This window comes from Pelagibius sp. (assembly GCF_965249265.1).
GTDB lineage: Bacteria > Pseudomonadota > Alphaproteobacteria > Kiloniellales > Kiloniellaceae > Pelagibius.
Window position 1 is genome coordinate 233,707 of sequence record NZ_OZ252224.1, and the last position, 24,818, is coordinate 258,524.

At 64.6% G+C, this 24,818-nt stretch carries 20 protein-coding genes; 5 read left to right on the top strand and 15 right to left on the bottom strand.

The features are described from left to right. Positions 1-39 precede the first annotated feature (39 nt). The 7 genes from ACP146_RS01175 to ACP146_RS01205 all read right to left on the bottom strand — a co-directional run bounded on the left by ACP146_RS01175 (position 40) and on the right by ACP146_RS01205 (position 5,966). A complete protein-coding gene (locus ACP146_RS01175; protein WP_422364932.1) occupies positions 40-948 on the bottom strand; it encodes a 3-hydroxybutyryl-CoA dehydrogenase in 909 nt (302 codons plus the stop codon). A gap of 72 nt (positions 949-1,020) precedes the next feature. Beyond that, on the bottom strand, positions 1,021-1,956 hold the full coding sequence (locus ACP146_RS01180; RefSeq protein WP_422364933.1) for an FAD-binding protein: 936 nt from the start codon (positions 1,954-1,956) through the stop codon (positions 1,021-1,023). After that, complete coding sequence (locus ACP146_RS01185) at positions 1,956-2,705, bottom strand: electron transfer flavoprotein subunit beta/FixA family protein (protein WP_422364934.1); 750 nt, start codon at positions 2,703-2,705, stop codon at positions 1,956-1,958. The genes ACP146_RS01180 and ACP146_RS01185 overlap by 1 nt, the downstream gene beginning before the upstream one ends. 312 nt (positions 2,706-3,017) lie before the next feature. Next, positions 3,018-3,593 (bottom strand): cob(I)yrinic acid a,c-diamide adenosyltransferase, encoded by a 576-nt coding sequence (locus ACP146_RS01190; protein WP_422364935.1) that lies wholly within the window; start codon positions 3,591-3,593, stop codon positions 3,018-3,020. 72 nt (positions 3,594-3,665) lie between these two features. Continuing rightward, entirely contained in the window at positions 3,666-3,866 is a 201-nt protein-coding gene (locus tag ACP146_RS01195) for a twin transmembrane helix small protein (RefSeq protein WP_422364936.1), read from the bottom strand. 381 nt (positions 3,867-4,247) lie between these two features. Next, positions 4,248-4,877 carry a LysE family translocator gene (locus ACP146_RS01200; protein WP_422364937.1) on the bottom strand — a complete coding sequence of 210 codons (630 nt, stop codon included), beginning with the start codon at positions 4,875-4,877 and terminating at the stop codon, positions 4,248-4,250. A gap of 483 nt (positions 4,878-5,360) precedes the next feature. Next, positions 5,361-5,966 carry a carboxymuconolactone decarboxylase family protein gene (locus tag ACP146_RS01205; RefSeq protein WP_422364938.1) on the bottom strand — a complete coding sequence of 202 codons (606 nt, stop codon included), beginning with the start codon at positions 5,964-5,966 and terminating at the stop codon, positions 5,361-5,363. Between the two features lie 318 nt (positions 5,967-6,284). Here ACP146_RS01205 and ACP146_RS01210 point away from each other — a divergent pair, with 318 nt between their 5' ends. Then, a complete protein-coding gene (locus ACP146_RS01210; RefSeq protein ID WP_422364939.1) occupies positions 6,285-9,662 on the top strand; it encodes a type ISP restriction/modification enzyme in 3,378 nt (1,125 codons plus the stop codon). A 166-nt stretch (positions 9,663-9,828) separates the two neighbouring features. Here the strand turns inward: ACP146_RS01210 and ACP146_RS01215 are convergent, their stop codons facing one another. From ACP146_RS01215 to ACP146_RS01230, 4 genes are all read right to left on the bottom strand, one after another. Next, positions 9,829-10,374: a hypothetical protein gene (locus ACP146_RS01215; protein ID WP_422364940.1), complete on the bottom strand. Its 546-nt coding sequence runs from the start codon at positions 10,372-10,374 to the stop codon at positions 9,829-9,831. A 174-nt stretch (positions 10,375-10,548) separates the two neighbouring features. Further along, the gene (locus ACP146_RS01220) at positions 10,549-11,904 is read right to left on the bottom strand and encodes an IS4 family transposase (RefSeq protein WP_422364941.1); all 1,356 of its coding nucleotides are present in this window, start codon (positions 11,902-11,904) and stop codon (positions 10,549-10,551) included. A 183-nt stretch (positions 11,905-12,087) separates the two neighbouring features. Beyond that, positions 12,088-12,654, bottom strand: coding sequence for a hypothetical protein (locus ACP146_RS01225; protein ID WP_422364942.1), 567 nt, complete (start codon positions 12,652-12,654; stop codon positions 12,088-12,090). Between the two features lie 350 nt (positions 12,655-13,004). Further along, positions 13,005-13,670 carry a DUF6058 family natural product biosynthesis protein gene (locus ACP146_RS01230; protein ID WP_422364943.1) on the bottom strand — a complete coding sequence of 222 codons (666 nt, stop codon included), beginning with the start codon at positions 13,668-13,670 and terminating at the stop codon, positions 13,005-13,007. A gap of 361 nt (positions 13,671-14,031) precedes the next feature. On the opposite strand from ACP146_RS01230, the gene ACP146_RS01235 reads away from it, so the two are divergent. From ACP146_RS01235 to ACP146_RS01245, 3 genes are all read left to right on the top strand, one after another. After that, complete coding sequence (locus tag ACP146_RS01235) at positions 14,032-14,958, top strand: hypothetical protein (RefSeq protein WP_422364944.1); 927 nt, start codon at positions 14,032-14,034, stop codon at positions 14,956-14,958. A 12-nt stretch (positions 14,959-14,970) separates the two neighbouring features. Continuing rightward, positions 14,971-15,657 (top strand): c-type cytochrome, encoded by a 687-nt coding sequence (locus ACP146_RS01240; RefSeq protein ID WP_422364945.1) that lies wholly within the window; start codon positions 14,971-14,973, stop codon positions 15,655-15,657. A 76-nt stretch (positions 15,658-15,733) separates the two neighbouring features. After that, entirely contained in the window at positions 15,734-16,603 is an 870-nt protein-coding gene (locus tag ACP146_RS01245; protein ID WP_422364946.1) for a PhzF family phenazine biosynthesis protein, read from the top strand. Between the two features lie 140 nt (positions 16,604-16,743). On the opposite strand, the gene ACP146_RS01250 is transcribed toward ACP146_RS01245, so the two are convergent. The 3 genes from ACP146_RS01250 to ccrA form a co-directional block, all read right to left on the bottom strand. After that, a complete protein-coding gene (locus tag ACP146_RS01250) occupies positions 16,744-17,505 on the bottom strand; it encodes an SDR family oxidoreductase (protein ID WP_422364947.1) in 762 nt (253 codons plus the stop codon). Between the two features lie 109 nt (positions 17,506-17,614). Continuing rightward, positions 17,615-19,294, bottom strand: coding sequence for an acyl-CoA dehydrogenase family protein (locus ACP146_RS01255; protein WP_422364948.1), 1,680 nt, complete (start codon positions 19,292-19,294; stop codon positions 17,615-17,617). Positions 19,295-19,451: 157 nt separating this feature from the next. After that, positions 19,452-20,756, bottom strand: coding sequence for a crotonyl-CoA carboxylase/reductase (gene ccrA / locus ACP146_RS01260; protein ID WP_422364949.1), 1,305 nt, complete (start codon positions 20,754-20,756; stop codon positions 19,452-19,454). A gap of 350 nt (positions 20,757-21,106) precedes the next feature. Here ccrA and ACP146_RS01265 point away from each other — a divergent pair, with 350 nt between their 5' ends. Further along, positions 21,107-23,122, top strand: a complete 2,016-nt coding sequence (locus ACP146_RS01265; RefSeq protein ID WP_422364950.1) for a protein meaA — start codon at positions 21,107-21,109, stop codon at positions 23,120-23,122. Between the two features lie 86 nt (positions 23,123-23,208). On the opposite strand, the gene ACP146_RS01270 is transcribed toward ACP146_RS01265, so the two are convergent. Beyond that, the gene (locus ACP146_RS01270; RefSeq protein ID WP_422364713.1) at positions 23,209-24,564 is read right to left on the bottom strand and encodes an IS4 family transposase; all 1,356 of its coding nucleotides are present in this window, start codon (positions 24,562-24,564) and stop codon (positions 23,209-23,211) included. Between the last annotated feature and the right edge of the window lie 254 nt (positions 24,565-24,818).

Genomic DNA, 24,818 nt, shown 5'->3' on the forward strand with positions numbered 1-24,818 from the left:
GCGCAACCACGTAGTGGTTCCGTCAAAACATGATCCGATCTAGCGTGTCGGGACGGGTTCGTCGCCGGAGTAGTCGTAGAAGCCGCGCCCGGCCTTTTTGCCCAGCCAGCCGGCCTCGACGTACTTCACCAGCAGCGGGCAGGGCCGGTACTTGGTATCGGCCAGGCCGTCATAGAGCACATGCATGATTGCCAGGCAGGTATCGAGGCCGATGAAGTCGGCCAGCTCCAGCGGGCCCATGGGGTGGTTGGCGCCCAGGCGCATGGCGGTGTCGATGGACTTCACCGAGCCGACGCCCTCGTAGAGCGTATAGACCGCCTCGTTGATCATCGGCAGCAGAATGCGGTTCACGATGAAGGCCGGGAAGTCCTCGGCGGAGGCCGTGGTTTTGCCGAGCTTCTCGGCCATCACGCGGACGGTCTCGAAGGTCGCCTCGTCGGTGGCGATGCCGCGGATCAGTTCGACCAGCTTCATCAGCGGCACCGGGTTCATGAAGTGCATGCCCATGAAGCGTTCCGGGCGGTCGGTGACCGAGGCCAGACGGGTGATCGAGATGGAGGAGGTGTTGGAACAGACGATGGCCTGCGGCTTGATCAGCGGGCAGAGCGCCTTGAAGATATCGCGCTTGATCTCTTCGTTCTCGCTGGCCGCCTCGATGACGATATCGCTGTCGCCGAAGATCTCCAGGCTGCCGCCGGGCAGGATCCGCGCCAGGGCGGCGTCCTTGTCGGCGGCGTCGATCTTGCCGCGTTTCACCTGGCGTTCCATGTTGCGGGCAATCTGGTCGATGGCGGCTTTCGCCTGATCCTCGGAAACGTCCGACATCTTGACGTCGTAGCCCGCCAGGGCACAGACATGCGCAATGCCCGCGCCCATCTGGCCGGCACCGATCACGCCGACCGATTTCACGTCCAGGGGCCCTTCGACCGCCGTGTCTTGATCCGTCATCAGTTCCACTTACCTCGTCCTCATGCCTGCATTACGAGGCTGGCTTCCTGCCGGCCCCTCGGGTGAGCGGCCTCAGCCGCCCAGTTCTTTTTCCAGTTCCGGTACTGCCTGGAACAGGTCGGCGACCAGCCCGTAGTCGGCGACCTGGAAGATCGGCGCTTCCTCGTCCTTGTTGATCGCGACGATGACCTTGGAGTCCTTCATGCCCGCCAAATGCTGAATGGCGCCGGAAATGCCGATCGCCACGTAGAGGTCCGGCGCGACGACCTTGCCGGTCTGGCCGACCTGATAATCGTTGGGCACGAAGCCCGCATCGACCGCGGCGCGCGATGCGCCGACGGCGGCGCCCAGCTTGTCGGCGACCCGCTCCAGCATGGCAAAGTTCTCGCCGGACTGCATGCCGCGGCCGCCGGAGATGACGATGCCGGCGGTTGTCAGTTCCGGGCGTTCGGACTTGGTCAGTTCCTGGCCCTTGAAAGCGGAAAGCCCGGCATCGCCGCTGCCGTCCACCGCCTCTACCGCGGCGGAGCCGCCCTCGGCCGCCGCGGCGTCGAAGGCCGTGGCGCGGATGGTCAGCACCTTGGTGGCGTCGGAGGACTTCACCGTGGCCAGGGCATTGCCGGCATAGATCGGCCGGACGAAGGTATCTTCACCCTCGATGGCCGAGATGTCGGAGATCTGCTGCACGTCGAGCAGCGCCGCGGCGCGCGGCAAGATGTTCTTGCCGGAGGTGGTGGCCGCGGCGATGACGTGGCTGTAGCCCTCGGCCAGCTTGGCGACCAGGGGCGCGACGTTCTCGGCGAGGCCGTGGCCGTAGGCCGCGTCGTCGGCCTTCAGCACCTTGTCGACACCGGCGATCTTGCCCGCGGCTTCGGCAGCGGCATCGCAGCCGGTCCCGGCGACCAGCACGTGGGTTTCGCCCGGCAACTGTCCGGCGGCGGTGACCGCGTTCAGGGTGGCCGGCTTGATCTCGTTGTTGTCGTGTTCGGCGACGATCAGCGTGGACATCAGATCACCTTCGCTTCGTTACGCAGCTTCTCCACCAGCTCACCGACCGAGGCGACCTTCACGCCGGCCTGGCGGGCCGGCGGCTCGCTGACCGAAACCACCGTCAGGCGCGGGCTGACGTCGACGCCCAGGTCCGCCGGAGTCATGCTGTCGATCGGCTTTTTCTTCGCCTTCATGATGTTCGGCAAAGAGGCATAGCGCGGTTCGTTGAGGCGCAGGTCGGTGGTCACCACCGCCGGCAGCTTCAGGTCCAGCATCTCCAGGCCGCCGTCGACTTCGCGGGTGATGGCGAAGTTGCCGTCGCCCTTTTCGATCTTCGAGATGAAGGTGCCCTGGGGCCAGCCGAGCAGCGCCGCCAGCATCTGGCCGCACTGGTTGTTGTCGTTGTCGACCGCCTGCTTGCCGAGAATGACCAGCTCCGGGCCTTCCTTCTCGACCACCGCCTTCAGCAGCTTGGCCACGGCCAGCGGCTCCGGGTCGGCGTCGCATTCGATCAGAATGCCGCGGTCGGCGCCCATGGCCAGGCCGGTGCGCAGGGTTTCCTGGGCATTCGCCAGCCCGGCGGAGACCACGATCACCTCACTGGCGGTGCCGGCCTCTTTCAGGCGCACGGCCTCTTCCACCGCGATTTCACAAAACGGATTCATCGCCATCTTGACGTTGGCCGTTTCCACCCCGCTTTGGTCCGGCTTCACGCGGACCTTCACGTTCGCGTCAATGACGCGCTTGATCGGTACGAGAACTTTCATCGCAGCCCTGCGACCTACCCCTCAGTTAGATTCTGTCAACGAGCCCGGCCCCGGGGTTGCGCTGAGCGGCCTGAAAAGGCCCGGGCACCAGACGAACGAACGCTTGCGGTACTATTTCGCGGTCGCACAATAGGAGGCCGTTTCAGGAGTGTCAACGCGCGCGAACCCCCTGTAGCCAAGGGTTTCCTGGTGTTTTTGCGGCCTTCGCCGCAGCGGTTCCAGCCCGCTCCCCCTCCCGGCCACCCAATGAGATTATCCTAGTGGGTGGCCGGGAGGGGGAGCGGGCCGGCGCCGTAGAAACCGCGAGAGCGGCTAACGATTCGCGCCGGGGACCCAGAGCACGTCGCCGGCGCCCTTGTCGTTCACATAGCGGCTCATCACGAAGAACAGGTCGGAGAGGCGGTTGATATAGCGGATCGCCTCGGGATTGATGCTCTCGCTCTCCGCCAGGGCGGTGATCTCCCGCTCCGCCCGCCGCGAGACCGTGCGGGCGAGGTGGAGGTAGGCCGCCGTAGGTCTGCCGCCGGGCAGCACGAAGGAGTTCAGCGGCGCCAGGTCGGCGTTCAGCCGGTCGATTTCCTGCTCCAGGCGTTCGACCTGGGGCGTGGTGATCCTGAGCGGCGGGTATTCCGGGTTCTCGACCTCCGGCGTTGCCAGGTCGGCGCCCAGGTCGAAGAGGTCGTTCTGCACCCGGCTGAGGATCGCGTCGATGGACTTGTCGGCCAGCTCGGCGCTGTGCAGGCGGACAAGTCCGACAGCCGCGTTGGTTTCGTCGACGGTGCCGTAGGCCGCCACCCGGGGATGGTGCTTCACCACCCGCTGGCCGGAACTGAGCGCGGTTTTCCCCTTGTCGCCGCCCTTGGTGTAGATGCGGGTCAGTTTCACCATGGTTCAGTCTCTTGGAATTTCCGGCAGCAGCAGACAGCGCTTCGGCGCCGGTCAAAACGCTTCGGGGTGGTTTTAGTCCTGCAGGCCGACGAGCACGGCCAGGGCGAAGATGACCAGCGTGACACCCTGGGAAATCACCCGGGCGCGCATCAGTTTGTTGCCGTACTTGTCGTTGAAGTCCCCGCCCTTGGCCATGCCGATCATGCCAACGGCGAGCACGCCCAGGGTCACCAGCATGGCGATCAGCAGGGCCACGAAGAAGAATGTTTTCATGCCCAGAACATAGACCCGGAGCGGAGGGCGGCACCAGCGAAAACCCACCTGCGGCAGTTTGTCGCGCGGGGTGGTGGTGCGGGAAACAACCTTCGAGGCGGCCTTTCCGGCCCCCTCAGGGTGAGGAAGGGAAAGAAAACCTCATCCGGAGGAGCGGCCTCGGGGACTAGGTCTCGCAAGGTGAGATCGCCACTTCCCCCTCACCCTCCCGCCCATTCTTCTTATCGGGGCGCGGGGCCCTCCCTCTCCCACGAGGGGAGAGGGAAATAGAGTGGCGCACATTTGTTCCCCCTCTCCCTTGATGGGAGAGGGTCGGGGTGAGGGTGACAGCCTTTCCGCTGAAGGCAGCTCGCCGCGAAGCTCTCGTTCCCGTCTCGGCGTCTACCGTCTGGCCAGGGCCAGCCCGACACCGGTGCCGATCAGCAGGGTGCCGGTGATGCCATGGCGGACCCGGTTGGCCCGGGCCGAGACGAAGAGGCCGCGCGCCCGGCTGGCCAGCAGGGCGTAGAGGCCGTCGAGCGTGGTGGCGATGATCACGAAGGCGATGGACATGGCCAGCAACTGCGGGCCGATCGCCAGGGCCGGGTCGATGAACTGCGGGAAAAAGGCGGCATAGAAGAAAATCGTCTTGGGGTTGGTGATCGCCACCAGCACCCCCTGGCCGAAGACACCCTTGTGGGATTTCATCGGCGCCGCTTCCCCTTGCGCCCCGGCGGTGAAGACAGCGCGCCACTGCTTGATGCCGAGATAGAGCAGGTAGGCGACGCCGATCCAGCGCAGCACCTCGAAGAGGTCGGCGGCCAGCGCCAGCACCGTGGTCAGGCCCAGCGCCCCGGCGGCGACCAGAATGGCGTTGCCGCTGCTTGCCCCCGCCACCGTGGCAAGGCCGATGCGCTGCCCGTAAGCCAGGGAATTGGCGATCACCAGGGTGACGATCGGCCCCGGCATCAGAATCAGCACGGCGGTCGCGAAGAGATAAGCGGCGAAGAGTTCCGGATTGACGGCAAGCATGGGGATTCTGTCCTCGTATTCCAGCAGTCAGCGGCGATTATGAAGAGCAAAGACAGGAAGGGAACGGGATGTACAGGCCTAAAAGCGGATCGTTGATCTGCCCGCCGTGATCCTCCCCGCGTCATCCTCCCGCCCCAACCGTCACCCTCGGGCTTGTCCCGAGCGTCCATATTGCGCTGCCTTGCAGGATCTCGACGGTAAGGGTTCGAGACGGGCCGAGGCGTGGATACCCGGTACAAGCCCGAGTATGACGGCCGGGAGGGTGAGGGGCCATTCCACTTGGTGCGATCTGGCCGCGGCGTTTTCGCCCGCGAAGGTCACCCTCACCCCGACCCCCTCCCGTCAAGGGAGAGGGGGCAACAAAAGACGAGCCGCACCGAATGACCCTCGCCCCTCGTGGGAGAGGGAGGGGCCCGCGTCAGCGGGAGGGTGAGGGGGCAATCGGCGCCCCGCGTCAGCGGGAAGGTGACGGCCTTTCAGCCGCTAGCCCTCCGCCGCGTCGCGCTGCGCCTCCGTTTTGCGTGCCGCGTCCTGGCCGGGCACCAACTGGGGTACGTGGCAGAAGCCCTGGGGGGGCACGTCCAGCGCGGCGTTGAACTTGCTCGACATGTTCTGAAAGGCGATGAGGCCGGTCAGCTCGGCGCGGGCGTCCTCGTCGAAGCGCTCCTGCAGCGCGGTGCGGATCGCAGCGGTGACCTCGCCGCGGGTGTCGGTCACCGCCTCCGCGTAATCCAGCGCCGCCCGCTCCGCCGGGGTGAAGAGGTCGCTTTCCCGCCAGTGTTGCAGCGCCAGGATCTTGTCTTCGCCGACCCCGCGCTTTTCCAGGGTCGCGGCGTTCACGTCGACGCAGAAGGCGCAGTGATTGATCTGCGAAATCCGCACCGTGACGAGGGAGCGCAGGGCCGGGTCCAGCGGCGAGCCCCGGCGGTTCAGCGCCCCGTAGAGCAGCGCCAGCGCCGCAAACACCCAGGGTGAGCGCCCCCACAAAAGCCCGGGTTCCAGCACCTTCCCGTAAGTGCGTTTCTGCTTCCAGAAAAACAGCCGGATGAACCAGGGATAAGCGGCAAGGGGTTTGGGACGGACAAGCATCGGCGGCACCTCATCAACGCGGGCCGGCACAGCGACCGGCGGGCCATCAAGAGGTGGGCAGTGAAGCCTGCGGGATCAACGGTGGGGGTGGGTTTGCTGCCACCACTTCCTGAAGGGGCGGCGGTTGGGAAAGGTAGGGGCTGGAAAGTCGGCGGATGTACTGGCTCAATAGTGCGAGTGATCGCTACACACGCGCCATGGATGCAATGAGATGCATGATCCAACGGTTATAATTTTTAGATATTTTTGAACAGAATCTTGCAGTTACAAATAGGTATGGCACACTGTTGCGTCGTATGCTGATGGGGGTCGGCGATTTTGAGTGGTAAGAAAAGTCTCGCGGAAGCGGTGTCTGACTATGGCGCCGACACGAAGGCTAAACTATCCAACCCTGCTGTGACGGGGGCTCCCGAGGACCAGCTCCGCAGTCCGCTGGAGTCTCTGTTTAAGGAGATCGTCGAAATAGCCGGTTATCCACCGGCAACAGTCAGCCTCGTCGGTGAGGTCACACTGGCGGCGCTGTCCACCCGGCCGGACTTTGCCGTGACCCGGAGTAAAGCGCTGATCGGACACATCGAGGTCAAGGCGCCCGGCAAGGGCGCGGACCCACGGAAGTTCACCGATAAGCACGACAAAACCCAGTGGACCAAGCTTCGATGCTTACCGAACCTGTTGTATACCGATGGGAACGCGTTCTCGCTCTGGCGCAATGGTGAGCGGGAAGGCAAGGTCATCCGCCTGGATGGAGATGTCGAAACCAGCGGCAAGAGCCTAAAGGCTCCGCCAGAGCTGGTGGGGCTGTACCAGGACTTCCTGTCATGGAATCCGATTCCACCGCGCAACGCGAAGGAACTAGCAGCCGTCTCAGCGCGTCTGTGCCGCCTGCTCCGCGATGAGGTTGAGGAAGAACTCGGGCGTGGGCAAGCATCCCTAAGAGCACTCGCCCAGGATTGGCGAGATCTGTTGTTCCCCGAGGCCAACGACAAACAGTTCGCAGACGGCTACGCCCAGGCCGTGGCTTTCGGACTGCTGATGGCGAAGTCCCAAGGTCTCTCGCTGGAGGCCGGAATCGATCATGCCGCTATTGAACTCCGCAAGGCAAACTCGCTGATCGGGTCCGCGCTTCGATTGCTGACGGACAACGCCGACACCCGGAAGGCCCTCGAAACTTCCCTCGACACACTCATTCGCGTACTTGATGTAGTGGACTGGGCAACCCTGTCGAAGGGGCAGGCCGACGCGTGGCTGTACTTCTACGAAGACTTCCTAGCGGTCTACGACAACAAGCTGCGTAAGAGCACCGGCTCCTATTACACCCCGCCGGAGGTCGTCGAGGCGATGGTTCGTCTGGTGGACGAGGCACTTCGGGAGCCCACGCTGTTCGGCAAGGGCATGGGCCTCGCTGACGGCAATGTGAAAATCGCCGACCCGGCGGTCGGTACCGGTACCTACCTCTTGGGTGTTCTGCGGCGAATCGCCAAGACGGCCGAGGGCGACATGGGGGCGGGGGCAGTTCCGGGAGCAATCGACGCCGCTATCAAACGTCTAATCGGATTCGAGTTGCAATTCGGGCCATTCGCTGTGGCGCAGTTGCGGTTGATCGCGGAAATCATGGATCTTACCGGCAGGGCCACGGTCGAGGGAGCAACGATTCCGGAGCCTCGGCTGTTCATCACCGACACGCTGGGCGATCCCTTCCATGAGACACACTTTTCCGCGATGCTGGCACCTATCGGCAAGTCACGCCAAGACGCCAACAAGATCAAGCGCGAGGAAGAGATCACCGTCGTCATCGGCAATCCACCGTATAAGGAAAAGGCGAAGGGGCGCGGCGGATGGATCGAGGAAGGCACTAAAGGCAGAGAGGCCCCACTCGCGCGCTGGATACCCCCGTCGGCGTGGGGTGTGGGCGCCCACGCGAAACACCTACGCAATCTCTATATCTATTTCTGGCGCTGGGCGACGTGGAAGGTATTCGGCTCCGGCTACGGCGCATCGACCGGCGAGCCGGATGAAAACAGAGTGGGTGTCGTTTGCTTTATCACCGTGGCCGGGTTCTTGAACGGGCCAGGGTTTCAGAAAATGCGGGAAGACCTGCGGCGCGAGTGCTCGCATATCTGGGTGATCGACTGCTCGCCAGAGGGGTACCGACCGGAGGTCGCGACGCGGATGTTCCAGGGTGTGCAGCAGACGGTGTGCATCGTCCTCGCGGCGCGCCCGGCTGGGAAGGATGAGACGAAGCCAGCGGAGGTACTGTACCGTTCCCTCGCTTCGGGGCGGCGGGAGGACAAGTTCCATGAACTTGCAAAGATTTCTCTCAATGGCTCCGGGTGGGATAAGGGTTTTGATGGTTGGCGCGATCCGTTTCAGGCAAAATCGGCTGGGGCATGGGCTACGTTCCCATTTCTGGAGAATCTGTTCATCTACGACGGATCAGGTGTTATGCCCGGGCGCACTTGGGTGATCGCACCGGATCAGCAATCACTCGTCAGCAGGTGGGATGCGCTGATAAAGGAGCATGATCTGACCAAAAAGGAGGTTTTGTTTCACCCCCATCTGCGTGGAGGAAAGCCGGGTGACAAGCACATAAACAAAGTTGCCAGGACAGCTTTGCCGGGTGCCGCTTCCTCACTAAAGACAATTGCAACGGAAACTGGTCCGATCGCATCCCCTATCCGGTATCCGTTTCGATCTTTTGACCGGCAATGGGTCATTCCAGACGCGAGGTTGATCAATCAGCCGAATCCCACACTTTGGTCGATACACTCGACTAAGCAAGTCTACCTGACCGTTCTCCTAGCGCATTCGCCAACCTCTGGTCCTGCCTTGTCGTTTTGTGCCAGTGTTCCTGATCTCCACCACTACAAAGGGTCGTTCGGAGGCCGCGCTTTTCCGACCTGGCAGGACGCGGCTGGCGCGAAACCAAACATCAAGCCTGCATTGCTGAAGCACCTCGGGACCGTTTACGGCGCGGAGATGTCAGCGCAGGACATGATGGCCTATATTGCCGCGTTGCTTGCGCATCCGGCCTTTACCGCCCGGTTCACCGAGGACTTGCGGCAGCCAGGTATGCGAGTGCCAATCACTGAAGATTCCAGACTGTTCGCTGAGGCAGCAGCGCTGGGCAGAGAAGTCATCTGGCTCCATTGCTACGGCGAGCGTATGGTTGACCCGGTGAATGGCCGCCCCAAGGGCCCGCCGCGACTGCCCGCCGACCAACGACCGACAATACCCTCTGAAGGGACGATCCCCGGTGCTCCGGAGCCGTTGCCTGAAGAGATGGATTATGACCCCTCGAAGCGCCGGCTTCACGTCGGTAAAGGGTACATCGACAATGTGACGAACGCGATGTGGGAGTATGAGGTATCGGGAAAGAATGTGCTGCGACAATGGTTCAGCTACAGAAAGCGAGATCGTTCCCGCCCATTGATCGGTGACAAGCGCCCGCCCTCTCCACTCGACAGCATCCAGCCTGATCACTGGCTCCCGGAATACACAAAGGACCTGATCGACCTGCTCAACGTCCTTGGCTGGGTCGTCAAGTTGGAGCCGAAGCAGAAAGACCTATTGGACCGCATCCTCGCGGGTCCTTTGCTAGATCGCGACACGCTGGAAGCGGCCGGCGCGCTCACAGGTCCGCCGAAAGTAAAAGGTGCGAAGAAGAAGGCACTGAGCGACCAGCCTAGCTTGCTTTGATAACAATCCAGAATGTGTTTTCGGGTGCGTCGAGATCCTCTCCCTAATTCCGCATCCTCAGCCCAGGGCCTTTGGTTTTATTTCGGGAGGAGTTCTATGCTTGCCTTTTCCAGAGCTTCACGAAATCCTAAGACTGGAAAAAGTACATTCGTAGTATCCGAACAGCCTACGACCTTTTAATCGCCCAGGGGTTCTCTTTCATTACCCTGCGCAGCCGCGCCCGGACCGAGGCGGCTTCGTCTTCCTGTGCCGAGATCAGCAGCGGGGCGACGGTTTTGCGCAGCTCGGGGAACCGCGTCGCCAGAATCGCCAGGGCGTTGTAGGTCCAGGCGCGAACGAATTTGTTGGAGGCCTGCAGGTAGTCGCTGCCCGTCAGCAGGCGGTAGAGGGCGGCCTTGCGTTCTTCCGGCAGGGTGAGGGCGGGGAGGATCTGCAGCAGGTGCAGCCGCGCCTCCCAATGGCTCACCTCACCGAGCAGGGCCAGCAGGGCGCCGCTCTGTTGCGCGGAGAACGTTACGCCCTGTTCTTGCCCGGACTCCAGGAAGTGCTTCAGCAGCCAGGTCGCCCCGGCCTGCAGCTTGGCGTCGTCGCGCCGAGCCAGGGCGGTGAGATCGCGGACGGCGCCGCCGCCGGGCGGAAGCCTTGCCGCGATGGCTTCCAGCACATCCTTGTGCCTGCCGTCATAGGCAGCGATCTCCGTTTCAAGATCCAAGACGGTCAAATCCCCAGGCTTCAGTCTTCATCGACCGGCAGGATATCAGAAACGCCGTCGGCCGGTGTGGCGCGGAAAGGGTGTCACCCGCAAGCGTCTTCTCCCGCAATCGCGGGATGCCCCCTCACCCTCCCACTGCGTGGGCCCCTCCCTCTCCCACGAAGGCTATGGGATTCACACATTTTCGATGTTTGTTGCGAGTGCGAATCCGGTGAGTTGTGCTGCGAGGGTTTGCCAACCGGTTTTCATGGTCTTTGGTCCGGGCGGTTTGTAGTAGCAGTTCCATCCGCCGAGGCGGGCGCAGACCCAGGCGAGGAACGCGAGGCTGTCGGCTGGATGCGGATTTTTCTGGCGCTCGGTGTTGCCTTCGAGCGTCTTGGAGATCGCCTGGAATGCGGGCAGAAAGCCGGCGTCGAGGGCGTCCGTCGCCGGTCGGCGCGAGCCGTCGCGGGCATCGACCAGTTGCATGATGCGGGCCGCCGCGCCGAGCGCCATGGCGGCGAACTTCATCAGCCGCCCGGCATCGTGCATCTGGGTTTCGTCGAAGCGCAGGCCGTCGCTCTTGCAGGTTCGGAACAGCTGCTCGATGCGCCAGCGCAGGCGGTAGAGCTGAACCGCACGCTGCGGCGCGATGTCCGCCGACGACAGCAGACGCCAGTGCAGCGCCGCCTTGCCCGCCGGCGGATCGGGCTCGCGCGCTTCGACGACGGTCATCTCGACCATCTCTGCGGCATGCGCCTTCTTCAGCCTCGAGGGGCGGACGATCCGCACACGGCGTGCCCGCAGTTCCACCGTGGCCTCGCGGCCCTTGTCGCCCGGCCCACGCGGGCCGACCTTCACGACAGACCGGCCTTGCGCAGGTTCCGCCGCCAGTGCCTCGAACAGGCGGCGGCCATCCGCCCCGTCTGCTTCGTTCTCCCCGTCCGCCAAGCCACGGTCGTGGCGCGCCCGCACCACAAGCTCCACGCCCTCGGGCTTGCCGGCAAACAGCGTGTAGACGTCGCTTTCCCGGTCGGCCACCACGGTTACGCTGGCGGCGCCGGCCAAACCCTCGCCGGCGCAGCGCGCCCCGGACAGCCAGCGACCGCTCTCCTTGTCCGAAGGCGCACGCCGCCGACGATCGCCCGCCTTGACCGGCGGCCGGGTCCAGATCTCGGCCCCCACAAGGCCAAGCACCGCCTCGTCCTCGGCGTCCACCGCAAGCAGCGGGTGCAGGAAAAAGGCCGGGCTCGTGCCATCCGCCCCGCATCCAAAACCCCGGCGGTTGGCCGCGCGGTTCTTGAAGTTGATCTCGCTCGTATCCTGGATGCAGATCACATGCCGACCCGCGCACACCGCCGCCGTCCGGGCCGCAAGGCCGGACAGGATCGCCGCAACGCTGGAATGCGGCGAAGACAAAAACCGGTGGCACGCCATCTCACCAGCCCGGTCACCACCAACCTTGCGCAATACGCAACTGCCGCTCGACACCAACTGGTCCATCATCCATTCCGACCTACCCGCAACACGCACGTCTCCAAACCCAGCCATCCAGATCCCCCAAAAAAACCTGGATTGCTTGAATCACATCATCGCCTCAAAGAGAAGCAATTCCGTGAATGCCGTAGCCCACGAAGGGGAGAGGGTTTTCACTTCGACCCTTTTTGTTTCCCCCTCTCCCCCAACCATTGGAGCCTGGGTGGGAGAGGGTCGGGGTGAGGGGGCTTTCCCGCGTCACGGGACGAGATGGCCGATCAGCAATTTCACGAAGAGCACCGGCACAAACCACTCAAGCCCCGGCGTCGCGCCCAGTACGCCGAGCGCAAGACCGGTTGCGGCGAGGAAGAACGTCACCGCCACCGGCAGCTTCAGGCGGCGCGGCGTCGCCAGCACCGCGACCATCGCGGTGATGAGGAGGGCGGAGACCGCCGCCGCATAGGTCAGGTCGAACCCCTCGCCCCGGAACGCCCAGGCGACGATGCCGATGTGCAGCAGGTGCAGGCTGACGAAGGACGCAAGCTGGCCGGTGGTGACGCCGGGCCTGTGGTACCAGCGCTTCGTCGTTTGCGTTGCCATGCAGACCGCGCCGCCGATCACGTCGAGCGCCAGGACCGCACCCAGAACGACGAGAAAGAGGGGCGCACCCTGCGCGGCGAGGGCCCAGGCTGTGAGGACCGCGCCGAGGCTGCCCGCGCCGATCACCAGGGCGGTTTCCTGCCACCCCATGCCGGGGCCGACAAAACGATCCCATGATCCGGGCAGGCCGGGGCGGGGGGCGGGAACGGCGGCGGGGGGCTCCATGGTGATCCTTTCAGATGAAGGGGGTGTCGGGGGAGGGCAAGGCCCCGATGCGGAATTACCTGTTCTGCAGATGTGCAGCAAAGCGGCGGCTTCAAGGCAGGAGCCGCCGATGACCCGTCCGATGAGGCTGCCCGATGATCCTGGCGGGGAAGGAGGGGCGGGCGCGTGAGAAAGGGCGGCAAACAAAAGTCCCCCTCACCCCGGCCCTCTCCCACCCAGGCTCCAATGGTTGGGGGAGAGGGGGAACAAAAAAAGCGGATCGCAATGATTCCCTCTCCCCTTGTAGGAGAGGGAGGGGCCCACGCAGTGGGAGGGTGAGGGGGCATCCCGCGCAGCGGGAGGAAAAGCGGTCACGCCGCCTGAGCGGCAAGGTAGCGTGCCCTGATGTCGATGATGCAGCGTTGCCGCGATGCCTGGGCTACCTCATGGGGGGCGAAGGGTGACTCCACGTCGTCCAGGAAGTCGACCGTCCGCGCGAGCAGGGCCAGCCGATCATTTGACAGCCTGCCGGGCGGTGTCTCCGCCATCCGCTCGACGAACATGACGCCGATCTGTTTGAGGAAAACGGTTTCCGGCTGACCGTCACACGTGCAGACGCCGTAGACGCCTTTCAGAAAATGTGCCCAGGTGGCCGCCGCGTGGTCGCGGTCGAAACGCGCGGGAACATCCGGCGCCAGGGCGGCCAGTTCCGCACCCAGCCCGCCTGACAGGAAAGTCTCTTTCGCGGCATCGAACCGCTGTTCGAAGCAGGCCCGTGCTCTTTCCTCGCTGTCCAGGCCCAGGCGGTCGATCGTTTTCAGCCAGGCAAGATAGCCTTTGAGATGAAAGCGGTAGACGGTGTCGTCTTCGAAGCTGCTCACGAAAGAGGTGGAACGGGACCGGCCGTCGACGATGTAGGACGCCAGCGGCATCACCCGGCTGTTCTGCAGTTCCCTCAGGTCTGCAATCGAAATCCCGGCTGCTTCGGCAAAGTCGTTTTCCTCATGGAAGTGGCTGAAGAGGTAATTGAGAAGCATGCCGCGCCCCTTTATCCGGTTCGAGTCGGACAAGGCTAGAACACCAGGCTGTGCAATGGTTTCGGTAGAGATCGAACAATGGAATCCGGCGCGCGCGTGCCAACCCCAAGGGGGTAGCTCCGGAGAGGGACTAAACAAAATCGTCAGACAGGACTAGGCTTTGCGCTTCCGCCCGAACCGCCGGAGACTCGCCGGGAGCTGCGAATTCTCATGCGGTGCGTTCTGCGAGAGGCGGCGGCAGAGCCGAAGGGGAGGCGTCTGCGATGGAAGGGATACGCAAGACCGTTTTCGGCGGTGCGGTGTCACGCAAGGAAACGCTGCAGGGAGAGCCGTTGATGATTCTGATGGACGGTCCCCGATCATGACGGCGGGGCTGCTGATCTTCCTGACCATGCTGGTGGTGATGGGAAAATTCCTCGACTTTCTTTTCGGGGAAAAGGGCGATCAGGAAGTAAAGGCGCGGCTCGACCGTATCGCCGAAGACAGGCCCGCCGCGGCGGCGAACTTCGGCAGCTTTCCCTGCCGCGCCGCCGCCGCGGTGGAAACCTTCCTCGATGCCTATTTCGGGCCGATCCTGTCGTGGCGTGCGGTGCTGCACTGCCTCTACTTCAGCGGCACCGTGACCTCCCTCATCACGCTGGTGGTGATCCTGACCGATACCGCTCTGCCGAACTTCTTCGAGACCGCGGCCGGGGAGGGTGGACGCGGTCTCACCATCGCTTTCTTCCTGGTGCTGCTGGCCAACTTTCAGGTCGACTGTATTTCGCTCACCGTCACGCGGCTGCTGCTGCGCGCCACCCAGAACGCGACCGCCCCTTCGGTCTGGTATCTCGTCGTTCTGCAACTGGTGCTGTCGTACTTCTTTGTCGTCATGGCGATGAACCTCACTTTTTCGGGCATCATCTTTTCCGAGGGCATTGTCGAGGGCTACTTCGCCAACACCCTGGGGCGCGGCGACTTCCTGGGTTTCCTGAACGAGGCGCTCGCCGCCTGGCGGGTGCTTTTCGAAAGCTACACGCTGCAAAGCTATCTGGCGCCGGTCGCGACCGGGGAGCAACTGGCCATCGGCTCCACCAACCTGCTGGTCTTTTCCATGACCGCGGCGCTGCCGTCGTTGCTCTATGCCGTCACCATGGCGACCGCCGCCGTGCTGCAGAACCTCGAATTCCTGATCGGCCCCCTGCGCCGGCGTTTGCTCGACCGCCTCGCCGAACATGAACGGCCGGTGTTCTTGAACATCGCCCTCGGCACGGCGGTCCTGATTCCTCTGGTCAAGCTGATGGTCTGAGAGGAGCCCGCGATGCTGCGCACCCCCTTTGTCGTCCTCGTCGGCCTGCTCGGCGCATACGGTCTGTCGAAAGACCTGCCGAACCTGGAGGCCGTGCTGGCACTCTACGATGACGAGCCCAACGCTACTGCTTCCGGTGCGGAACTTTACCGCAAGTGCGCGATCTGCCATTCGCTCTCGCCCGGCGAACACCGCATCGGCCCTTCGCTGCATTGTGTCGTCGGGCGCCGCATCGCCGCCGAGCCGGGATTTCGCTATTCAAGCGGCATGCGTTCGGCGCAGATCGATTCGGCTTTCGGCATTTACGAGCCGCAGCACTGGACCCGCGAGACGCTGACCGCCTACATGCTCGACCCCCAGGTGACCTTCGGGAACACCCGCATGCCCTTTCCGGGTCTGATGGCGAGTGTGGCCGATGAGGATCTCTTCGACGTCACCGATACGCTCATCGCCTATCTTGAGGATCGTTGCGACGATCAGGTTCACGAGCTGGTCGCTTTGGAGACGACGGAGACGGGCGAAGGCCCCGGAGAAGGATTGGCCTGCATGACCATCGCGCGGGAGCAGTCGCTGCCCGCCTGTCAGGCCATGGCCGAGGGTCTGCGCGGCGGCAATGGTGAGGCGGGCGACGACCTGCCGACCCTGGCCTGCATCCGCCCGGGCAAGCTCGCTTGTGGGCCGGGCGGTAGCGGCGAGTGACTGGCTGACCCGCTTGCCCCGGACCTGTTGGCAGTGCTAAAGCGCCTTGCCGCTCATCGCCCAGGACACCCCCACCATGACCGACCCAAATGCACCGCCGTCCGGACTGACCTGGACCCATGCCGACGTGTTTTGCGCGGCACCGCTCACCGGCAACGGTCTTTGCGTTTTCCATGTTGCGGAAACTCTCTCCGACGAAATCATGCTGCGCCTGACCCAGGAGATGCGGCAGTTCGAATCGATCTTCCTTTTCGAGGAGGAGAGTGGCATCCGCGCGCGCATCTTCACGGTGGAGGAGGAACTGGGCTTCGCCGGGCACCCGCTGCTGGGCGCAGCGGCGGTGCTGCATCACAACGCCGGGGGAGACGAAAGCCGACGCTGGCGCTTACAGTTGAACGCGCGGGCGGTCGAGCTGACGACACGGCGGAGAGACGCCCGCTTTTTCGATGCTGAAATGGATCAGGGCGCGGCGACCTGGGGCGATCACGCCGAGGGTGCGGCACGCCAATCGGTTCTCGACGGCCTCGGCCTCGCCGACGGCGATCTGGTGCCGGGCCTGCCGCTGGCCATGGTCTCCACCGGCCTCGACTATCTCATCGTGCCGGTGACCGCCGAGGGCCTGACGCGGGTCAGGATCCGCGTCGATGATCTCGAAGCGCGTCTCGCCACCGTCGGTGCGAAGTTCGCCTATCTCCTCGACACGGAAAACCGCGAAGGCCGTACCTGGGATAACCTCGGCGCGGTGGAGGACGTCGCCACCGGCAGCGCCGCCGGCCCCGCCGCCGCCTATCTGCAGCGCCACTGCGCCGCGCCGGGTGCGATCACCCTGCGGCAGGGGCGCTTCACCGGGCGACCCAGCGAACTCAGGGTGTCCATCGATCCGGAGAGCGGCAGCATCACCGTCGGCGGCGGCGTCGCCGTGGTCGCCGAGGGACGGTTCCTTTAGCGCCTAGATCGTTTTCGACTTACGTCGAAGCGGTTCCGGCCCGCTCCCCCTCCCGGCCACCCCCAATACTCCAAGGGGAGATTATCCTAGTGGGTGGCCGGGAGGGGGAGCGGGCCGGTTCCGTCTAAACATGAAAGACTCTAACCGAACCTTACGGAGACTCCGCCGTCGACAAGCTGTGCGGTGCCGGTGATGAAGCTGGCGGCGTCGGAGGCGAGGTGCAGCACCGGCCGGGCAATCTCCTCCGGCTCGGCCATGCGTTTGAGGGCGTGGAGGGATTCGATGTAGGCCAGAGCCTCGGGATTGCCGGTCGGGGCCATCTCGGTGGCGGTGCCGCCGGGCAGGACCGCGTTTACCCGGATGCCCTTAGGACCGAGTTCCGCGGCCAGCGCCTGGGTCATGCCGATCAGCCCCGCCTTGCTGGCGGCATAGGCGGCCAGCCCCGGCAGGCCCGCGTTGCTGTAACCGACAAAGCTGGAGGTGAAGAGCAGCGAGCCGCCGCCGCGTTCCAGCATCGCCGGGATCTGATATTTGGCGCCGAGAAAGGCGGCGGTGAGGTTGGTGTCGAGCGTGGTGCGCCAGTCGTCCAAAGTCATCTCGGGAACCGGCCCCATGGCGCCGATGATGCCGGCGTTATTGAAGGCGATATCCAGACCACCGAAACGATCCACCGCCGTGTCGACCAGGGTCTTGGCCAGGGCTTCGTCCTTCACGTCGCCGGCCAAGGCCACGGCTTCACCGCCGGCCTGCGCGATCTCCGCGACGAGCTTGTCGAGTTCGGCCTGACGCCGCGCCGCCGCGACGATCTTTGCGCCTTCCGCTGCAAAGAGTTTTGCCGTCGCCCGCCCGATACCGGAACTGGCGCCGGTCACGATGGCAACCTTGCCGTTGAGTGTATTCACGAGGGATTCCTTCCATCCGTTGCCCAGCTGGCCGAAGGTTCGGCTCAGGCCGGGACAGATGACAGGATCGCCGTCGGCAATCTCTCCGGTTCTTGCGCTTGGAAGGTTCCTAGTTCCGCCCTGACAGCAGGCCTCTGGCGATCACCTGGGCCTGGATCTCGGCGGCGCCTTCGAAGATGTTGAGGATGCGGGCGTCGCAGAGCACGCGGGAGATCTTGTATTCCTCGGCATAGCCGTTGCCGCCGTGGACCTGCAGGGCGTTGTCGGCATTGGCCCAGGCGACGCGGGCGCCGAGCAGCTTGGCCATGCCGGCCTCGATGTCGCAGCGCCGGTCGGAGTCCTTTTCCCGTGCAGCGGCATAGGTGAGCTGGCGCGCCACCATGGTCTCCACCGCCATCCAGGCGAGCTTGCCGGCGACGCGGGGGAATTCCAGGATGGCTTTGCCGAATTGATTGCGTTCCTGCGCATAGCCGAGGCCCAGTTCCAGCGCCGACTGGGCGACGCCGACGGCGCGGGCGGCGGTCTGGATGCGGGCGGATTCGAAGGTCGCCATGAGCTGCTTGAAGCCCTGGCCCTCGACACCGCCGAGCAGGTTTTCGGCCTTCACTTCGAAACCGTCGAAGCCCAGTTCGTATTCCTTCATGCCGCGGTAGCCCAGCACCTTGATTTCGCCGCCGGTCATGCCAGCGGCGGGGAAGGGCTCGGCGTCGTCGCCGCGCGGTTTTTCGGCGAGGAACATGGAGAGGCCGCGGTAGCCGGCCTCGTCCGGATCGCTGCGCGCCAGCAGGGTCATCAGGTCGCTGCGCGCAGCGTGGGTGATCCAGGTCTTGTTGCCGGTGATCTTATAGCTGTCGCCGTCACGGACCGCGCGGGTGCGCAAGCTGCCGAGGTCGGAGCCGGTGTTCGGTTCGGTGAAAACCGCCGTCGGCAGGATCTCGCCGGAGGCCAGCAGCGGCAGCCACTTTTTCTGCTGCGCCGGAGTGCCGCCGAGACGGATCAGTTCGGCGGCGATTTCCGAACGGGTACCCAGCGACCCCAGGCCGATGTAGCCGCGCGAGAGTTCCTCGGTCACCACGCACATGGCGAGCTTGCCGAGGCCGGCGCCGCCGAAGTCTTCCGGCACGGTCAGGCCGAAGACACCGAGTTCTGCAAGCTGCTGCACCACCTCAAGCGGGATCAGCTCGTCCTTCAGATGCCAGTCGTGGGCGGCCTCGCTGTGGTCCTCGGCCACCTTGCGGAACTGGTCGCGGATCATCTCCAGCATCTCGTCTGCCAGCCCCGCCTCGCCGAAGCGGCCCTCCGCCAGATGGGCGGCGATGGCCATGCGCACCGCGTTGCTGTTGCCGCGCCCGGTCAGGGCCTGCACGGCGGGTGTGTAGAGCGCGTGGATGTCGTCGTCGCTCATGCCCAGATCGGCCGGGCGCAGCACCTCCACCTGGCTGAGGGCGAGGCCGCCCCAAAGCTGGTTCAGGTATTCGCCGTAAGCGGCCTGAAGCATCAGTTGTTCGAGCTCGCCGAACTGTCCGGCGGCTTCCAGGCGCTCGGCCCAGGCCAGGGTTTCGCGCAACGCAGCGGCATAGGTCGCCAGCCAGGCATAGCCGTGAGCGGCGAACTGCTCGCGCTCCAGCAGCGCGGCATCGACCTTGCCGCCCGGCGCGACCAAACCGGTCACCGCCCGCCGTGCCGCCTCGGCAAAGCTCTCGGCAGCACCGAGCGCCTCGGCGCAGGCCGGCAGCAGGTCGGGCAGGATCAGGCTCTCTGTCATCTCAGAAGCAAGGGCAACGGACATGGGTCAGTTCTTCTCTCTTATAGCATTCGAGCCCGGCGAAGGGGCGGCGCCATGCTTCGAGACGCGCCTTCGGCGCTCCTCAGCATGAGGGAAATCACGTCCTCATCCTGAGGAGCCTGCGAAAGCAAACGTGTCGAAGGATGCCCTGCGGGCGTCATCAATCCTCCGCTTCGGCATCTTCCAGGGTGCGCAGGCCGGGATGTTTGGCCTGGACCAGCACCGCCATGTTGCCGGGCTTGTGCTGGTTGTTCATCATCTTGGTGTGGGCGCGGGGGATGTCGCGCCAGGCGAAGACCTCCGACATGCAGGGATCGATCCGGCGCTCGACCATCAGGTTGTTGGCCTGGCTGGCCTGCATCAGGTTGGCGAAGTGGCTGCCCTGAATACGCTTCTGGCGCATCCAGACGAAGCGGGCGTCGAAGGTGATGTTGTAGCCGGTGGTGCCGGCGCAGAAGACGACCATGCCGCCGCGCTTTACCACGAAACAACTGACCGGGAAGGTCGCCTCGCCCGGGTGTTCGAAGACGAAGTCGACGTCGTTGCCCTTGCCGGTGTGTTCCCAGATCGCCTTGCCGAAGGCCTTGCACTTGCGCATGTAGTCGCCGAAGCCCTCGCCGTTCACCGGCGGCAACTGGCCCCAGCAGTCGAAGTCCTTGCGGTTGATCACGCCCTTGGCGCCCAGGGACATGACGAAGTCGCGCTTGTCCTCGTCGGAGATGACGCCGATGGCATTGGCGCCCGCCGTGGCGATCAACTGGATCGCCATGGAGCCGAGGCCGCCGGAGGCGCCCCAGACCAGCACGTTGTGGCCGGGCCGCAGAATATGCGGGCGGTGGCCGAACAGCATGCGGTAGGCGGTGGCCAGCGTCAGGGTGTAGCAGGCGCTCTCCTCCCAGGTCAGATGACGCGGGCGCTGCATGAGCTGGCGGTCCTGCACGCGGCAGAACTGGGCGAAGGAGCCGTCGGGGGTTTCGTAACCCCAGATGCGCTGCGAGGTGGAGAACATCGGATCGCCGCCGTTGCACTCCTCGTCGTCGCCGTCGTCCTGATTGCAATGCACCACGACTTCGTCGCCGATTTTCCAGCGCTTCACCTTGGAGCCGACGGCCCAGACGATGCCGGAAGCATCGGAGCCGGCGATATGGTAGGGCGCCTTGTGGACGTCGAAGGGCGAGATGGGCACGCCGAGGCCTGCCCAGACGCCGTTGTAGTTCACACCGGCGGCCATCACCATGACCAGCACGTCGTGGCTGTCGAGTTCCGGGGTGTCGACGACTTCGACCTGCATGGCCTCTTCCGGCTCGCCGTGGCGCTCGCGCCGGATCACCCAGGCCTGCATCTGCTTGGGCACATGGCCGAGCGGCGGGATCTCGCCGACCTCGTAGAGATCCTTCAGCGGAGCCGAAGGCTGCTGCGATCCGTCTTTCTCGGCTGTCTCGGCCGTTGCAAGTTTCTGCGCCATGCGCTCACCCTCCAAATTCTAAGTCTCTGCCGCCGCCGGCCGGGGCTTTGGCCTCTCACCGGCATTCATTATGTTGCGTTTGCCCAACAAAAACGTTGGAAACCCCCGAAAATTCCCCAGAGGGCCGCGCTTTGAGCCGATTGTAAGCGCCAAAAGTTTTGTTTTGCAATGCACAATCACATCATTTTTTGCTTTCAGAGGCAAAAAAATGAAACTATATGTCTTTCATGGATGGTAAACGAAATTTCCTAACACGAAATTCGCCCTTGCGATCCACTTATGTGCAGCGCAACCATAGCACAGAGACGTAGTCCGGCGGTGACAGTGCTGGGCGAAAAGGCGGGCAGGATATGGCTGGAGAAGACAAGACACCGGAGGCGGCCAAGCGGGACAGGCCCTGGCTGATCCGCACCTATGCCGGCCATTCCACGGCGGCGGCTTCCAACGCGCTTTACCGCAAGAACCTGGCGCGCGGTCAGACCGGCCTTTCGGTGGCTTTCGACCTGCCGACCCAGACCGGTTACGACTCCGACCATCCCCTGGCCAGGGGCGAGGTCGGCAAGGTCGGCGTGCCGGTCAGCCATCTCGGCGACATGGAGCGGCTCTTCGCGGAGATCCCGCTGGAGCGCATGAACACCTCCATGACCATCAACGCGACGGCGCCCTGGCTGCTGGCGCTCTATATCGCCTGCGCCGAGAAACAGGGCCTCAAGCGCGACCAGCTCAGCGGCACGGTGCAGAACGACATCATCAAGGAGTATCTTTCCCGCGGTACTTACATCTTTCCGCCGCAGCCCTCGCTGCGACTGATCACCGACATCATCGCCTTTGCCTACCGGGAAATTCCCAAGTGGAATCCGACCAACGTCTGCTCCTATCACCTGCAGGAAGCCGGCGCGACTCCGGTGCAGGAACTGGCCTATGCCCTGGCCATTGCCATCGCGGTACTGGATTCGATCCGCGATTCAGGTCAGGTGCCGGAAGAGGACTTCCCGCGCGTCGTCGGGCGGGTGTCGTTCTTCGTCAATGCCGGACTGCGCTTTGTCACCGAGCTGTGCAAGATGCGCGCCTTCACCCAGCTCTGGGATGAGATCTGCCTGGATCGTTACGGCATCGAGGAACCGAAGTTCCGGCGCTTCCGCTACGGCGTGCAGGTGAACTCCCTGGGGCTCACCGAACAGCAGCCGGAAAACAACGTCTACCGTATCCTGCTGGAAACCCTGGCCGTCACCCTGTCGAAGGACGCGCGGGCGCGCGCCGTGCAATTACCGGCCTGGAACGAGGCGCTGGGCCTGCCGCGCCCCTGGGACCAGCAGTGGTCATTGCGTCTGCAGCAGATTCTCGCCTTCGAGACCGACCTGCTGGAATACGAGGACATCTTCGAAGGCTCGACTGTGATCGCCGCCAAGGTCGAGGACCTGAAGGCCGAAGCGCGGGCCGAACTGGCGACCATCGAAGAGATGGGCGGCGCCATCGCCGCCGTCGAGAACGCCTATATGAAAGAACGTCTGGTCGAGAGCGCAGCCCGCCGACTGGAGGCTATTGAGGCCGGCGAGCAGATCGTGGTCGGCGTCAACGCCTATCAGGAAAGCGAGCCCTCGCCCCTGACCGAGGGCGGCGACGGCGGCTTCATGGCGCCGGACCCGGCGGCGGAAGCCGAGCAGATCGAGAACCTCGCCGCCTGGCGCAAGGCCCGGGACGCACAGGCGGTGGAGACGGCGCTGGCGGCACTGGAAGCCGCGGCGCGTGACGGCGGCAACATCATGGAGCCCTCCATCGCCTGCGCCCATGCCGGGGTCACCACCGGGGAGTGGGCGGAAGCCCTGCGCCGGATCTTCGGCGAGTACCGTGCGCCCACCGGGGTCGGCGCTTCGACCTCGCTGCCGCCGGACGAAGAGTCCGATGGACTGGCCGGGGTGCGCGAGCGGGTCGAGGCGGTGTCGCGGCGGCTTGGCCGGCGTCTGAAGATGCTGGTCGGCAAGCCCGGCCTGGACGGTCACTCCAACGGCGCCGAGCAGATCGCCGTGCGCGCCCGCGACGCCGGTTTCGAGGTGGTCTACGAGGGCATCCGCCTGACCCCGGCGCAGATTGTCGGCGCGGCGCTGGAGGAGGGGGTGCACGTCATCGGCCTCTCGATTCTGTCCGGCTCCCACGTTGCCCTGGTGTCAGAGGTGCAGCAACGCATGGATAAGGCCGGCCTCGGCCGGGTGCCGCTGGTTGCCGGCGGCATCATCCCGCCGGAAGACGAAGCCGCCCTGAAAGCCGCCGGCATCGCCGCCGTCTACACCCCCAAGGACTACGACCTCACCGCCATCCTCGCCGACATCGTCGAGATCGTCGACCGCGCGACCCAGGAAGCGGCTTAGGGGCGCTCGGGTTTTCCATATAGTCCCGCTGTGCGGGAAGCTGACCTCCCCCTCACCCCGACCCTCTCCCACGGAGGCTATGGGATTCACACATTTTCGATGTTTGTTGCGAGTGCGAATCCGGTGAGTTGTGCTGCGAGGGTTTGCCAACCGGTTTTCATGGTCTTTGGTCCGGGCGGTTTGTAGTAGCAGTTCCATCCGCCGAGGCGGGCGCAGACCCAGGCGAGGAACGCGAGGCTGTCGGCTGGATGCGGATTTTTCTGGCGCTCGGTGTTGCCTTCGAGCGTCTTGGAGATCGCCTGGAGTGCGGGCAGAAAGCCGGCGTCGAGGGCGTCCGTCGCCGGTCGGCGCGAGCCGTCGCGGGCATCGACCAGTTGCATGATGCGGGCCGCCGCGCCGAGCGCCATGGCGGCGAACTTCATCAGCCGCCCGGCATCGTGCATCTGGGTTTCGTCGAAGCGCAGGCCGTCGCTCTTGCAGGTTCGGAACAGCTGCTCGATGCGCCAGCGCAGGCGGTAGAGCTGAACCGCACGCTGCGGCGCGATGTCCGCCGACGACAGCAGACGCCAGTGCAGCGCCGCCTTGCCCGCCGGCGGATCGGGCTCGCGCGCTTCGACGACGGTCATCTCGACCATCTCTGCGGCATGCGCCTTCTTCAGCCTCGAGGGGCGGACGATCCGCACACGGCGTGCCCGCAGTTCCACCGTGGCCTCGCGGCCCTTGTCGCCCGGCCCACGCGGGCCGACCTTCACGACAGACCGGCCTTGCGCAGGTTCCGCCGCCAGTGCCTCGAACAGGCGGCGGCCATCCGCCCCGTCTGCTTCGTTCTCCCCGTCCGCCAAGCCACGGTCGTGGCGCGCCCGCACCACAAGCTCCACGCCCTCGGGCTTGCCGGCAAACAGCGTGTAGACGTCGCTTTCCCGGTCGGCCACCACGGTTACGCTGGCGGCGCCGGCCAAACCCTCGCCGGCGCAGCGCGCCCCGGACAGCCAGCGACCGCTCTCCTTGTCCGAAGGCGCACGCCGCCGACGATCGCCCGCCTTGACCGGCGGCCGGGTCCAGATCTCGGCCCCCACAAGGCCAAGCACCGCCTCGTCCTCGGCGTCCACCGCAAGCAGCGGGTGCAGGAAAAAGGCCGGGCTCGTGCCATCCGCCCCGCATCCAAAACCCCGGCGGTTGGCCGCGCGGTTCTTGAAGTTGATCTCGCTCGTATCCTGGATGCAGATCACATGCCGACCCGCGCACACCGCCGCCGTCCGGGCCGCAAGGCCGGACAGGATCGCCGCAACGCTGGAATGCGGCGAAGACAAAAACCGGTGGCACGCCATCTCACCAGCCCGGTCACCACCAACCTTGCGCAATACGCAACTGCCGCTCGACACCAACTGGTCCATCATCCATTCCGACCGACCCGCAACACGCACGTCTCCAAACCCAGCCATCCAGATCCCCCAAAAAAACCTGGATTGCTTGAATCACATCATCGCCTCAAAGAGAAGCAATTCCGTGAATGCCGTAGCCCACGGAGGGGAGAGGGGGAAGCAACATGACACAGCCACCTGTTGTTACCCTCTCCCCACCGTGGGAGAGGGAGGGCCCCGCGACAGCGGGAGGGTGAGGGGGCTTTCCCGCGTCGGCGGGGATATTGGGGGCGGTTCCCGCGCCTAACCCACGGCTAGAAATTCCCGGGGAAGGC

Bases quoted from the DNA above. Each gene is read 5' to 3' on its own strand.
- ACP146_RS01175 (WP_422364932.1), bottom strand. From the start codon at position 948: ATGACGGATCAAGACACGGCGGTCGAAGGGCCCCTGGACGTGAAATCG.
- ACP146_RS01180 (WP_422364933.1), bottom strand. From the start codon at position 1,956: ATGTCCACGCTGATCGTCGCCGAACACGACAACAACGAGATCAAGCCG.
- ACP146_RS01185 (WP_422364934.1), bottom strand. From the start codon at position 2,705: ATGAAAGTTCTCGTACCGATCAAGCGCGTCATTGACGCGAACGTGAAG.
- ACP146_RS01190 (WP_422364935.1), bottom strand. From the start codon at position 3,593: ATGGTGAAACTGACCCGCATCTACACCAAGGGCGGCGACAAGGGGAAA.
- ACP146_RS01195 (WP_422364936.1), bottom strand. From the start codon at position 3,866: ATGAAAACATTCTTCTTCGTGGCCCTGCTGATCGCCATGCTGGTGACC.
- ACP146_RS01200 (WP_422364937.1), bottom strand. From the start codon at position 4,877: ATGCTTGCCGTCAATCCGGAACTCTTCGCCGCTTATCTCTTCGCGACC.
- ACP146_RS01205 (WP_422364938.1), bottom strand. From the start codon at position 5,966: ATGCTTGTCCGTCCCAAACCCCTTGCCGCTTATCCCTGGTTCATCCGG.
- ACP146_RS01220 (WP_422364941.1), bottom strand. From the start codon at position 11,904: ATGGCTGGGTTTGGAGACGTGCGTGTTGCGGGTAGGTCGGAATGGATG.
- ACP146_RS01225 (WP_422364942.1), bottom strand. From the start codon at position 12,654: ATGGAGCCCCCCGCCGCCGTTCCCGCCCCCCGCCCCGGCCTGCCCGGA.
- ACP146_RS01230 (WP_422364943.1), bottom strand. From the start codon at position 13,670: ATGCTTCTCAATTACCTCTTCAGCCACTTCCATGAGGAAAACGACTTT.
- ACP146_RS01235 (WP_422364944.1), top strand. From the start codon at position 14,032: ATGACGGCGGGGCTGCTGATCTTCCTGACCATGCTGGTGGTGATGGGA.
- ACP146_RS01240 (WP_422364945.1), top strand. From the start codon at position 14,971: ATGCTGCGCACCCCCTTTGTCGTCCTCGTCGGCCTGCTCGGCGCATAC.
- ACP146_RS01245 (WP_422364946.1), top strand. From the start codon at position 15,734: ATGACCGACCCAAATGCACCGCCGTCCGGACTGACCTGGACCCATGCC.
- ACP146_RS01255 (WP_422364948.1), bottom strand. From the start codon at position 19,294: ATGTCCGTTGCCCTTGCTTCTGAGATGACAGAGAGCCTGATCCTGCCC.
- ccrA (WP_422364949.1), bottom strand. From the start codon at position 20,756: ATGGCGCAGAAACTTGCAACGGCCGAGACAGCCGAGAAAGACGGATCG.
- ACP146_RS01265 (WP_422364950.1), top strand. From the start codon at position 21,107: ATGGCTGGAGAAGACAAGACACCGGAGGCGGCCAAGCGGGACAGGCCC.
- ACP146_RS01270 (WP_422364713.1), bottom strand. From the start codon at position 24,564: ATGGCTGGGTTTGGAGACGTGCGTGTTGCGGGTCGGTCGGAATGGATG.